Annotated in this window: 11 protein-coding genes; 9 read left to right on the forward strand and 2 right to left on the reverse strand. The window is 61.6% G+C overall.

Translation table 11 applies throughout. The features are described from left to right. Positions 1–1,395 carry an aspartate aminotransferase family protein gene (locus Q5Y75_RS12740; RefSeq protein ID WP_306197867.1) on the reverse strand — a complete coding sequence of 465 codons (1,395 nt, stop codon included), beginning with the start codon at positions 1,393–1,395 and terminating at the stop codon, positions 1–3. 167 nt (positions 1,396–1,562) lie between these two features. After that, positions 1,563–2,213 (reverse strand): GntR family transcriptional regulator, encoded by a 651-nt coding sequence (locus tag Q5Y75_RS12745; protein ID WP_306197869.1) that lies wholly within the window; start codon positions 2,211–2,213, stop codon positions 1,563–1,565. Between the two features lie 153 nt (positions 2,214–2,366). Here Q5Y75_RS12745 and Q5Y75_RS12750 point away from each other — a divergent pair, with 153 nt between their 5' ends. The 9 genes from Q5Y75_RS12750 to Q5Y75_RS12790 all read left to right on the forward strand — a co-directional run bounded on the left by Q5Y75_RS12750 (position 2,367) and on the right by Q5Y75_RS12790 (position 11,787). Next, positions 2,367–3,455 carry a polyamine ABC transporter substrate-binding protein gene (locus Q5Y75_RS12750; protein WP_306197871.1) on the forward strand — a complete coding sequence of 363 codons (1,089 nt, stop codon included), beginning with the start codon at positions 2,367–2,369 and terminating at the stop codon, positions 3,453–3,455. Between the two features lie 61 nt (positions 3,456–3,516). Next, complete coding sequence (locus Q5Y75_RS12755) at positions 3,517–4,644, forward strand: ABC transporter ATP-binding protein (protein WP_306197873.1); 1,128 nt, start codon at positions 3,517–3,519, stop codon at positions 4,642–4,644. Then, complete coding sequence (locus Q5Y75_RS12760; protein WP_306197875.1) at positions 4,644–5,534, forward strand: ABC transporter permease subunit; 891 nt, start codon at positions 4,644–4,646, stop codon at positions 5,532–5,534. Before Q5Y75_RS12755 ends, Q5Y75_RS12760 begins: the two co-directional genes overlap by 1 nt. Beyond that, positions 5,531–6,346, forward strand: a complete 816-nt coding sequence (locus tag Q5Y75_RS12765; RefSeq protein WP_306197877.1) for an ABC transporter permease — start codon at positions 5,531–5,533, stop codon at positions 6,344–6,346. Before Q5Y75_RS12760 ends, Q5Y75_RS12765 begins: the two co-directional genes overlap by 4 nt. Continuing rightward, on the forward strand, positions 6,343–7,677 hold the full coding sequence (locus Q5Y75_RS12770; protein ID WP_306197879.1) for an NAD(P)/FAD-dependent oxidoreductase: 1,335 nt from the start codon (positions 6,343–6,345) through the stop codon (positions 7,675–7,677). Before Q5Y75_RS12765 ends, Q5Y75_RS12770 begins: the two co-directional genes overlap by 4 nt. Positions 7,678–7,786: 109 nt before the next feature. Continuing rightward, a complete protein-coding gene (locus Q5Y75_RS12775; RefSeq protein WP_306197979.1) occupies positions 7,787–8,746 on the forward strand; it encodes a cytochrome ubiquinol oxidase subunit II in 960 nt (319 codons plus the stop codon). Further along, on the forward strand, positions 8,743–10,836 hold the full coding sequence (locus Q5Y75_RS12780; RefSeq protein ID WP_306197881.1) for a cbb3-type cytochrome c oxidase subunit I: 2,094 nt from the start codon (positions 8,743–8,745) through the stop codon (positions 10,834–10,836). Before Q5Y75_RS12775 ends, Q5Y75_RS12780 begins: the two co-directional genes overlap by 4 nt. After that, on the forward strand, positions 10,833–11,465 hold the full coding sequence (locus Q5Y75_RS12785) for a cytochrome c oxidase subunit 3 (protein WP_306197884.1): 633 nt from the start codon (positions 10,833–10,835) through the stop codon (positions 11,463–11,465). The genes Q5Y75_RS12780 and Q5Y75_RS12785 overlap by 4 nt, the downstream gene beginning before the upstream one ends. Next, on the forward strand, positions 11,458–11,787 hold the full coding sequence (locus Q5Y75_RS12790) for a cytochrome o ubiquinol oxidase subunit IV (protein ID WP_306197886.1): 330 nt from the start codon (positions 11,458–11,460) through the stop codon (positions 11,785–11,787). Before Q5Y75_RS12785 ends, Q5Y75_RS12790 begins: the two co-directional genes overlap by 8 nt. Positions 11,788–11,806: the final 19 nt, after the last annotated feature.

An 11,806-nucleotide genomic window follows, 5' to 3' on the forward strand; every position in this document is an offset into this window, starting at 1 on the left:
TCAGGCCGCCCGGTTCAGACCGTCCGCCTCCAGCCGCGCCAGGCATTCATCCAGCGACAGGCGTGCCCGCGCGATCAGAATGTCGATCTCGTCCGGAGTGATGACCAGCGGCGGCGAGATGATCATCCGGTCACCTACATGGCGCATGATCACGTTATTGGCAAAGCAGCGGTCGCGGCAGATATGGCCCACCACGCCCGGCTCCGAGGCGAAGGGCGCACGGCTGGCTTTCTCTGGCGTCAGCGCAACCGAGGCCATCATGCCCGCGATCTTCGCCTCACCCACCAGCGGGTGATCCAGCAGCGCTTCCCACCTCTCCTTCAGATAGGGACCGGCAACGCGCTGAACGTGCCCCACGATGTCCTCTTCTTCCAGTATTCGCAGATTTTCCAGCGCCACCGCAGCGGCGACAGGATGGCCGGAATAGGTGTAGCCGTGGTTGAAATCGGTCCCCGACAAGATCTGCGCGATCTCGCCCGTCACCACCGAGGCCCCGATGGGCTGATAGCCCGAGCTCAGCCCCTTGGCCAGTGTTATGATATCCGGCTCGATCCCGAAGCTCTGCGAGCCGAACCAGTTGCCGGTGCGGCCAAAGCCGCAAATCACCTCATCGGCGATCAGCAGGATGCCATATTCGCGGCAGATGCGCTGGATTTCCGGCCAGTAGCTCGCAGGCGGGACGATCACGCCGCCGGCACCCTGCACCGGTTCCCCGATAAAGGCGGCAACCTTGTCCGGCCCGACCTCCTTGATCTTGGCCTCCAGCTGGCGGGCGCGTTCCAAACCGAACTCTTCGGGCGTCATCTCGCCACCCTCGGCCCACCAGTTTGGTTGGTCAATGAACTCGATCCCCGGGATCGGCAAGCCGCCCTGCCCGTGCATCCCCTTCATCCCGCCCAGGCTGGTGCCGCCGATGGTCGAGCCGTGATAGGCGTTCCAGCGCGAGATGATCACGTTGCGCTCGGGCTGGCCTTTTTCGGCCCAATAGGTGCGCACCATACGGATATTGGTGTCATTGGCATCCGACCCACCGGTCGAAAAGAACACATGGTTCAGATCGCCCGGCGTCAGTTCGGCCAGTTTCTGGGCCAGCATCAAAGCCGGTGTATGCGTGGTTTGAAAAAACGTGTTGTAATAGGGCAGTTCGCGCATCTGTCGGGCCGCTACGTCAGCCAGTTCGTCGCGCCCATAGCCGATATTGACGCACCACAGCCCGGCCATTCCGTCGATGATCTCGTTCCCGTCGCTGTCCTTCAGCCAGACCCCTTTCGCGCTTTTGATCACGCGGGCGCCTTTCTGGCCCAGATCCTGATTGTGGGAAAACGGATGTAGATGATGCGCCGCATCCAGCGCTTGCAGCTCTGCGGTGGGCAGGTGATTGGCCATTGTCGTCATTTCGGATCTCTTGAGCTATGGCGTTCAATCCGGCGGGTGGCATGGTCTGGCCACCGGTCCGGGTTGATCCCGCGAGGATGAAGTCAGGTGAGACTGCTGGATTTTGATCAAATTATGGGCCTGCGTCAATCCACCTCGCGCGCCACAGGATCAAGGCGCGGCCCGGCTCAATCCGTCAGGGTCTGGCGGACGAAATCCATCCCCTGCCGGATATCGCCTTCGATCGCGTCGGCGACATCCTGGGGCGCACCGCTACGCAGCGCCGCGATCGCCTGCTGGTGCAGGTCCTTGAGGTTCGAGGTGCCATAGCGCCCGCAGACAACCCGCAGCGAGGGGCCGGCCTGCAACCACAGCGATTCGGCAATCCGCCGCAGGATCGGCGCCTCTGCCGCGTCATAAAGCGTGAAATGGAACCGAAAATTCGCCTCAAGATAACCGCGGATATCGCCGCCCTTGATGGCCTGATCGACCCGCGCATCCAACCGCTCCATATCCGGCATGACTGCCGCAGCGCCCCGCGATGCCGCCATCAGGGCCAGTTTCGGCTCGACCGTCAGACGCACCAGATCAATCTGGGCCAGCCTGTCGGGCGTCATCACCGGCACTTCGACCCGGCGGTTTTCGCGGGCCGCCAGCGCCCCTTCGGCGGTCAGACGACGCATCGCCTCGCGCACCGGAGTGATTCCCGCGCCGATCATGTCGGCCAGACCATGGATCGTCAGCGGCTGCCCCGGCACGACCTCGCCAAACAAAATCAACTCCTTAACCTGAATATAGATCGCCTCATGTTCAGGCCGTTTTCCAACAAGCCGGTTCATTTTTTGATCTTTCTCCAGAGATCGATTGGGTCGCGGCATCAATTCACTCTACTCAACTGTCAAAAAACTATCATACTGTTCTCCGGGGATGAAAAAGAATCGGTTTTGATCAAAATCCGACACCATGCCCATCGTGACCAACAGGAGGATTGAATGCCAAGAAAACTCACTGGCGCCCTCGCGACCGTCGCGCTTCTGGCGCCGTTTGCGGTCTGGGCCGAAGAGGTACGTGTCTATAACTGGTCGGACTATATCGACGAAGACCTGCTGAAAAAATTCGAGGAAGAGACGGGCTATGACCTGATCTATGACGTCTTTGACAGCAACGAGGTTCTGGAAACCAAGATGCTGGCGGGCGGCTCGGGTTATGATGTCGTGGTGCCGACCGGCGATTTCCTGCAGCGGCAGGTCTCGGCGGGCGCGTTCCAAAAGCTCGATAAATCCAAACTGCCCAATGCGGGCAACATGTGGGACATGATCGAAGACCGGACCTCGCAATATGATCCGGGCAATGAATACTCGATCAACTACATGTGGGGCACAACCGGCGTCGGGATGAACGTGGGCAAGGTCAAGGAAGTGCTGGGCGAGGACGCACCGCTCAACAGCATGGATCTGGTGCTGGACCCGGCCAATATGGAGAAGCTGGCCGATTGCGGTGTCTATTTCCTGGATGCCCCGACCGAGATCGTGCCGATGGTACTGCAATATCTGGGCGAAGACCCGGACAGCAACGACCCCGACGTGATTAGTAAGGCCGAAGCCCCGCTGCTGGCGGTGCGCCCGCATATCAAGAAGTTCCACAGCTCGGAATATATCAACGCGCTGGCCAATGGCGATATCTGCGTGGCTGTTGGCTGGTCGGGTGACGTGCTGCAGGCGCGCGACCGCGCGGTCGAGGCCGATAACGGGGTCGAGATTGCCTATCATCCCTTCGCGCAGGGCTCGCTGATGTGGTTCGACCAGATGGCCATCCCCACCGATGCGCCCAATCCCGAAGGGGCGCATGCTTTCCTGAACTTCATCATGGACGCGCAGAATATGGCGGCAGCCTCGAACTACGTCTATTTCGCCAATGGCAACAAGGCGTCACAGGAGTTTCTGGCCGAAGACGTGATCGGGGATGTCGCGATCTATCCCGATGATGCGACACTGGAAAAGCTCTATACCAAGTCGCCCTACCCGTCCAAGGTCCAACGGGTCGTGACGCGGATGTGGACCAAGGTCAAATCCGGCACCTGAGCTGGACCCCGGCGGGACGCAGGCAGCGCCCCGCCGTTTTCTTTCAGAACAAGGACCTGCCGTGGACGCCTCCGCTTTTGCCCCCTGGGAAGATCCCCAGGCCCAGCCGTTGATCCGGTTCAAAAACGTCACCAAGTCATTCGGCACCTTCACAGCCATTGACGATCTGTCGCTGGATATCTTCGAGAAAGAGTTCTTTGCCCTGCTGGGTCCCTCGGGCTGCGGCAAGACCACCATGATGCGGATGCTTGCCGGGTTCGAGACGCCGACCAGCGGCGTGATCGAACTGGCCGGGCAGGACATCGCCCCGGTGCCACCCAACCAGCGCGCGGTGAACATGATGTTCCAGTCTTACGCGCTGTTTCCCCATCTCAGCATCTGGGACAACATCGCCTTTGGGCTGAAACGCGACAAGATGCCGAAACTAGATCTTCAGGAACGCGTCGAGGCAATGCTGAAACTGACCCGGCTGGAACAGTTCGCCCGCCGCAAGCCACATCAGATTTCCGGCGGGCAGCGCCAGCGGGTGGCGCTGGCGCGCTCGCTGGCGAAGGCGCCGAAGCTGCTGCTGCTGGACGAACCGCTGGGCGCGCTCGACAAGAAACTGCGCCAGGACACGCAGTTCGAGTTGATGGATATTCAGGAAACCACCGGCACCACCTTCGTGATCGTCACCCATGATCAGGAAGAGGCGATGACCGTGGCCAGCCGCGTGGCGGTGATGGATCATGGCCGCATCATTCAGGCCGACACGCCTGACCGCATCTACGAGTCGCCAAACTCGGTCTATGTAGCTGATTTCATTGGGGATGTGAACATCATTCAAGGACAGGCCAACCCCGGCGAGGGCGACGGCTATCGCCTGTTCTGGACCGAAGGCCAGCCGCCGCTGATCGCAAATTCCACCAAGTCATTTTCCGCCGGGCAGACCTGCCATCTGGCGATCCGGCCCGAGAAGGTGACGATCAGCGCCGAGCGCCCCGAGGATGCGGCAAACGCGGTGCGCGGCAAAGTGCTCGACATCGCGTATCTGGGCAATCTGTCGACCTATCACGTCGAATTGCCCAATGGTCTGGTGATCAAGGCACAGACCGCAAACACCCGCCGCATCTCGCGCCGCTCCTTCACATGGGAAGACCCCGTCTGGCTGTCCTGGACCGCCACCGCGGGCGTGTTGCTGGCGAACTGATGCGGCGGTTCTTCCTGATCGCCGTCCCTTATGCCTGGCTGCTGGTCCTGTTCCTGATCCCCTTCGTGATCGTGCTCAAGATCTCGCTGTCGGATACCGAACTCGCCATCCCGCCCTATACGCCCACGCTGGACCTGTCGCAGGGCTGGGCGGGCATCCGGGAGTTTTTTGCCGGGCTCGATCTGGAGAATTTCGTCTGGCTGACCGAGGATGATCTCTATTGGAAGGCTTACCTGAGCAGCCTCTGGATCGCCACCTGTTCAACCATCCTGACCCTGCTGATCGGCTTTCCCATCGCTTATGGCATGGCGCGCAGCCCCGAGCAGTGGCGCGCCACGCTGATGATGCTGGTCATCCTGCCCTTTTGGACCTCGTTCCTGATCCGGGTCTATGCGTGGATGGGTATCCTCAGCCAGGAGGGGTTCCTGAACCAGTTCCTGCTGTGGATTGGCATCATCGACAGCCCGCTGACTATCCTCAACACCAATACCGCCGTCTATATCGGCATCGTCTACACCTATCTGCCCTTCATGATCCTGCCCATCTATGCCGCGCTTGACCGGCTGGACGGATCGCTGATCGAGGCGGCCGAGGATCTGGGCTGCTCGCGGCTGATGGCCTTCTGGCTGGTCACGCTGCCCCTGTCACGCCCCGGCATCATTGCGGGCTGCTTCCTGGTCTTCATCCCGGCGCTGGGGGAATTTGTGATCCCCTCACTGCTGGGCGGGTCGGGCACCCTGATGATCGGCAAGGTGCTGTGGGAGGAGTTCTTCTCCAATCGCGACTGGCCGGTGGCCTCAGCGGTGGCGGTGGTGCTGCTCTTGATCCTGGTGATCCCGATCGTGCTGTTCCAGCGCAACCAGCAGAAACAGCAGGAGGCCGACCAATGACGCGGCTGAGCTGGTTCAACGTGGTGTCGCTGACGCTGGGCTTTGCCTTTCTCTACCTGCCGATGGTGATCCTGATCATCTTCAGCTTCAACGAAAGTAAGCTGGTTACGGTCTGGGCGGGATTCTCGACCAAATGGTATGGCGAACTGTTGCAGAACGAGGCGTTTCTGGATGCCGCCTGGGTCACCCTGCGGGTCGCCGTGTTCTCCTCGACCATCGCCACCGTGCTGGGCACCATGGCGGCCTATGTGCTGGTGCGCGGCGGGCGGTTCTTTGGCCGCACGCTGTTTTCCGGCATGATCTACGCCCCGCTGGTCATGCCCGAGGTGATCACTGGCCTGTCGCTGCTCTTGCTGTTCATCGGCATCGGACTGGATCGCGGCATCTTCACCATCGTGCTGGCCCATACCACCTTTTCGATGTGCTATGTCTCGGTGGTCGTGTCCTCGCGCCTCGTCACCTTTGATCGCTCGCTGGAAGAGGCCGCGCTTGATCTGGGCTGCGCCCCGGCCGAGGCGTTCCGGCTGGTCACCCTGCCCATCATCGCGCCTGCGGTGATCTCCGGGTGGCTGCTGGCCTTCACCCTGTCGCTGGATGATCTGGTGATCGCGTCCTTCACCTCGGGCCCCTCTTCGACCACTTTGCCGATCAAGATTTTCTCATCGGTGCGGCTGGGCGTCAGCCCCGAGATCAACGCGCTGTCGACCCTGATGATCGCCGTCGTCGCCGTGGGGGTCATCATCGCCTCGCTGGCCACCAAACGCGCCGCCCTGCAGCGCAGGCGCGAGGAGCAGTTGGCCACACAGACATGACGCGCCTCTTTGAGAAGCGCGCCTATGGGCCGGAGCCCATCGCGAACAGCTATTGGCCCACCACGGTCTCCCCACCGCGCTACGCGCCGCTTTCGGGCGGGCATAGCTGCGACACCGCCGTGATCGGCGCGGGCTATACCGGGCTGAACGCCGCTTTGGAGCTGGCGCGCGCGGGTCAGGATGTGGTGGTGCTTGAGGGTGAGCAACCCGGCTGGGGCGCCTCGGGGCGCAATGGTGGGTTCTGCTGTCTGGGCGGCTCAGCCGCCGGGTTCCAAACACTGACGCGCCAGGTGGGTCGCGAGGGGGCACTGGCCTATCTGCAGGCCGAGCGCGAAGCGGTTGATTTCGTGCGCGCCCGGCTGAGTGATTGTGGGATAGATGCAGACATCCATTCACGGGGCGAGACATGCCTGGCCCATTCGCCAAGCGCCGTGGCCGGGCTACAGGCACTGATCGGCGAGATACGAGAAATATATGGCGTCGATGCCGAATTCCTGCCGCGCGAGGCCCTGGCGTCACACGGATTGGCCAGCCCGGAGTTTCACGCCGCCCTGACCACTCCTATCGGCTTTGCACTCAACCCGATGAAATACGTCATCGGTCTGGCACAGGCAGCAGAGGCTGCGGGTGTGCGCCTTCATGGCAACAGCGCCGTGACGGGGCTGAAGACCGCCCCGGATGGCAGGCACCTGGTGCAAACCGCGCAAGGTGAGGTGCGGGCGATAAACCTGATCATCGCCACCAATGGCTATAGCTCGGAGAAGCTTCCGCCCTGGCTGGGCGGGCGCTACCTGCCGGTGCCCTCGGCCATCCTCACCACCCGCGTGTTGACTGAGGGCGAACTGGCCGCACAAGGCTGGACCAGCCGACAGATGTGCTATGACAGCCGCCATTTGCTGCATTATTTCCGCCTGCTGCCGGAAAACCGCATGCTGTTTGGCCTGCGCGCCGCGTGGCGCTGTACGGAAGAAAGCGACACGGCAACGCTCCGACAGGCGCGCGCAGATTTCATCCGGTTCTTTCCGGCATGGAAAGATGTCGAGATCACGCATCACTGGTCCGGGCTGGTCTGTCTTTCGCGCAATCTGACCCCCTTTTCCGGTCCGATCCCCGGCATGGCGCGCACCTGGGCTGCGCTCTGTTATCACGGCAACGGAGTGGCTATGGGCAGCTATGCGGGCGCGTTGCTGGCGGCGCAGATCACTGGGCACGGCCCCGCCACGCCCGCGCTCATGACAAGAGGCTTGCGCCGGTTCGAACTGGGCGGCTGGCGCCGCGCGATCCTACCGCTCATCTATGGGTGGTATGGCCTTGTGCACCGGCGCCGTTGACCCGCCTGGTGGTCCGGATTGTGATCTGCCCACGAAAAGAGCTTGAGAATCTGCCCCCCTGCCCCGATAGTCCAAGTGGATCAGTGACATAGTAAGGCGGGTAAGCGTGATGAATTCAGCCCGGCCCTTTGCGGCCCTGCCAGTTCTGGTTGTCTCGGCAGTCATGCTTGCGGCGATGCCCGCGCTGGCGGACAGCAACAGTTTCATGGACCCGCAAGGCCCCGTCGCACTGGCCCAGAAGAACCATCTGATCCGCGCGACCGCCCTGATCATGATCGCCGTGATCCCGGTGCTAGTGCTGGTGCCGCTGATCGTGTGGCGCTACCGGCGGCGCAAGAACTCCTCTGCCGCCTATCGGCCCAAATGGGAGTTCTCGCCACTGCTGGAAACCACCATGTGGAGCGTGCCGGTGCTGATCGTAGCGATCTTGTCGGTGTATCTCTGGAAAGCGACCCATCGGCTTGATCCCTATGCCGCCAATTTCGGCAGTGATCCGGCGGTTGAGGTGCAGGTGGTGGGCCTCGACTGGAAATGGCTGTTCATCTATCCCGAACTGGGCATCGCCACCGTGGGTGAGATGGGCATGCCGGTGGACCGACAGATCGCCATGGAACTGACCACCGATACGGTGATGCAATCGTTCCTGATCTCCGCCCTTGGCGGCCAGATCTATGCCATGCCCGGTATGACCACGCAGCTGCATCTGGCGGCAAGCGAACCGGGCCGGATGCAGGGTGAGAACACGCAATATAACGGGCGCGGCTTTACAGGTCAGAAATTCGACGCGGTGGTGATGGAGGCGGATGACTTCGAAGCTTGGGTCGATACCGTGCGCAGCAAGGGCCGCGCGCTGGATGACGACACCTATCGCATCCTCGCCCAGCGCAGCGACCGGACCGAGGTGCAACAGGCACTCGCCACCCCCGACATGCCCGAGACCGCGCTTTATTTCACGCTGCCCGATGCCGGGCTCTTCGACAAGATCGTGCACCGCTATCACAACGGCACGGCGCTGCCTGATGCCGATCAGCCGGGCACCACAAGCTACGGGCAGGAGGCCACCCAATGAGCTCTGTCGAGTCCTCCACCCTGTTCGGCCGCCTGACTTGGGATGCGCTGCCAATCGCCGCACTGCTCAAGAACCCCGGCGTGAACGAGATCGTAGCAAATGCTGCCGGCGGGGTGCTGGTGGGTGGCGCGGCGGTGGTGCTGTTCATTCTGAGCTATTTCAAGCTCTGGGGGCCGCTCTGGCGCGACTGGCTGACCAGCACCGATCACAAGAAGATCGGCATCATGTATATCGTCTTTGCGCTGGTGATGCTGGCGCGCGGCGTGCTGGAGGGCGTGGTGATGCGCGCCCAGCAGGCCGCCGGCCCCGGCGACGGGTTTCTGGAGGCAGGCCATTTCGCCCAGCTGTTCAGCACCCATGGCACGATCATGATCTTCTTTGTCGCCGTACCTTTTGTCGTGGGCTTCATCAACTTCATCATGCCGCTGCAGATCGGCGCCCGCGACGTGGCCTTTCCGGTGATGAACCAGATCAGCCTCGGCCTGACCGTTTCTGCGGGCATGATGCTGATGGTGTCGCTGGTGGTGGGCGAGTTCTCCACCGGTGGCTGGACGGCCTACCCGCCTTATACCGGGGCGGCCTTCAACCCCGGTGTGGGGCCGGATTACTGGATCTGGGCCATCGTGGTCTCGGGCATCGGCACCACGCTCAGCGGCATCAATTTCGCGGTGACGATCTACAAGATGCGCGCGCCGGGGATGGGGTTCCTGCGGTTGCCGATGTTCTGCTGGACGGTGATCTGCTCCTCGATCCTGATCATCTTCGCCATGCCGCCACTGGGGGTGGCCGCGCTGCTGCTGGCCGCCGACCGCTATCTGGATTTCCATTTCTTCACCAATGACCTTGGTGGCAACATGATGAACTATGCCAACCTGTTCTGGCTGTTCGGTCACCCAGAGGTCTACCTGCTGGTTCTGCCCGCCTATGGCATCTATTCCGAGGTCTTCGCCACCTTCTCGGCCAAGAAGCTCTATGGCTATATCTCGCTGGTGATCGCCACCATGTCGATTGCGGTGCTCAGCTTTACCGTCTGGCTGCACCATTTCTTCACCATGGGCCAGAGCGCGCTGATCAACGCGGTGTTTGGCGTGGCCACCATGCTGATCGCCATCCCCACGGGCGTGAAAGTCTATGACTGGATGGCCACCATGTATCGCGGCCGCATCCGTCTGTCGGTACCGATGCTTTATGGGATCGGCTTTCTGATCCTCTTCGTCATCGGCGGTCTGAGCGGCGTGATCCTCGCCAACCCGACCATTGACTATCAGGTCCACAACACCTTGTTCCTGGTGGCGCATTTCCACAATGTGCTGCTGCCCGGCGTGCTGTTTGCGATGCTGGCGGGCGTCAATTACTGGTTCCCCAAGGCCTTCGGCTTCCGCCTGGATGAGCGCTGGGGCCGCATTTCCGTGTTGCTTTGGGTGGTGGGCTTTCTATTCACCTTCATGCCGCTTTATTTCGTGGGCCTGATGGGCATGCCGCGCCGATCCTTCAGCTGGGAGGACCCCAGTTTCCACCCCTATATGATCACCGCCGTGATCGGCGCGCTGATCATCCTGTCGGCGCTGCTGTCGGTGCTGGTGCAGCTTTATATCAGCATCCGCGACCGGGCGCAGAACCGGGTGCCGGTGGGGGACCCGTGGGATGGGCGCACGCTGGAATGGTCGATCCCGGCCCCACCGCCCGCCTATAATTTCGCCGTCCTGCCACAGGTCCGCGACCGGGATGCCTTTGCCGAGGCGAAGGAAAATGGCACCGCCTATCAAAAACCCACCGGCTATGACGATATCGAACTGCCCCGGAACACACCCATCGGCTTCCTGCTCTGCGTGCTCAGCGGCGTCTGGATGTTTGCGCTGGTCTGGTGGATCTGGTGGCTGGCGCTGCTGGTCTCGGTCGCGATGCTGCTGATCATCATCGTCTGGAGCTTCGGTACCGAAACCGAGATCGTGATCCCCGCCGCACAGATCAAACAGGAGCACGAGGCCTGGCTCGATCTGGTTGCACGCACGCCCGCCGTGGACCGCGATGATGAGACCGCGCCCGCCAATCTGGGCTATGCAAGACCGGACATGGAGGGCGCGACATGAGCCATTCCGACAGCCAGAGCTATCCCGGCATAAATCTCGGCGATATCGACCCCAAGCAGCAGCAACGGGTCGAGACCGTTCAGTTCGGCTTCTGGGTCTTCATCATGAGCGACCTGGTCTATTTCGGCCTGATGTTCGCGATCTATATCACCATGATCGACGCGCAGGCGGGCGGGCCGGGTCCGCATGACCTCTTTGACCTGCGCAGCCTGTTTGCCCAGACCGTGCTGCTCTTGACCAGTTCCATGACCGTTGGCCTCGCCTCGCTGGCACTCAAATACCACCTGGGTTTAAGGCGCGTGTATTTCTGGCTGGTGGTGACGCTGCTCTTGGGGCTTGGCTTCCTGACGCTGGAGATCATGGATTTCATGAATATGGCCGCCAAAGGGGGCGTGCCCCAGCGCAGTGGCTTCCTGTCGGCCTTTTACGGGCTGGTGCCCCTGCACGGGCTGCATGTGGCGACCGGGTGCCTCTGGCTGGTAATCCTGATGATCCAGATGCGGGCGATCGGGGTAACCGATCAGATCAAATCGCGGCTGATGCGGTTTGGCCTGTTCTGGCATTTCCTCGACCTGATCTGGATCGGCATCTTCACCATCGTCTATTTCGGAGGGCTGGCCTATGGATGACAAACACGCCGAACACGCCCGCGAGCGCAGCCGCTATATCCGGGGCTTCCTGTTTGCGCTGGCCCTGACCATGACCGCCTTCGGGATTGGCCACCTTTATGGGCCGCAGACACGTTTCGTCTATCTCGCCATCGGCGTGCTGGGCCTGCTGCAACTGATCGTGCAACTGGCCTATTTCCTGCATATCGACCGCCGACGTGAAAGCCGCGAGGATCTGGATCTGATCCTGTTCTCAACCATGGTCCTGCTGATCATCATCCTGGGCACGGTCTGGATTCTGGGCGATCTGCACATGCGGATGCATATGGGCATGGAGATGTAGGCCCGGCGCGGCCAGGCCT

Origin of the sequence: Ruegeria discodermiae, from assembly GCF_030758345.1 — a bacterium.
GTDB lineage: Bacteria > Pseudomonadota > Alphaproteobacteria > Rhodobacterales > Rhodobacteraceae > Ruegeria_C.

Bases quoted from the DNA above. Each gene is read 5' to 3' on its own strand.
- Q5Y75_RS12770 (WP_306197879.1), top strand. From the start codon at position 6,343: ATGACGCGCCTCTTTGAGAAGCGCGCCTATGGGCCGGAGCCCATCGCG.
- Q5Y75_RS12745 (WP_306197869.1), bottom strand. From the start codon at position 2,213: ATGAACCGGCTTGTTGGAAAACGGCCTGAACATGAGGCGATCTATATT.
- Q5Y75_RS12760 (WP_306197875.1), top strand. From the start codon at position 4,644: ATGCGGCGGTTCTTCCTGATCGCCGTCCCTTATGCCTGGCTGCTGGTC.
- Q5Y75_RS12790 (WP_306197886.1), top strand. From the start codon at position 11,458: ATGGATGACAAACACGCCGAACACGCCCGCGAGCGCAGCCGCTATATC.
- Q5Y75_RS12750 (WP_306197871.1), top strand. From the start codon at position 2,367: ATGCCAAGAAAACTCACTGGCGCCCTCGCGACCGTCGCGCTTCTGGCG.
- Q5Y75_RS12765 (WP_306197877.1), top strand. From the start codon at position 5,531: ATGACGCGGCTGAGCTGGTTCAACGTGGTGTCGCTGACGCTGGGCTTT.
- Q5Y75_RS12775 (WP_306197979.1), top strand. From the start codon at position 7,787: ATGAATTCAGCCCGGCCCTTTGCGGCCCTGCCAGTTCTGGTTGTCTCG.
- Q5Y75_RS12780 (WP_306197881.1), top strand. From the start codon at position 8,743: ATGAGCTCTGTCGAGTCCTCCACCCTGTTCGGCCGCCTGACTTGGGAT.
- Q5Y75_RS12785 (WP_306197884.1), top strand. From the start codon at position 10,833: ATGAGCCATTCCGACAGCCAGAGCTATCCCGGCATAAATCTCGGCGAT.
- Q5Y75_RS12740 (WP_306197867.1), bottom strand. From the start codon at position 1,395: ATGACGACAATGGCCAATCACCTGCCCACCGCAGAGCTGCAAGCGCTG.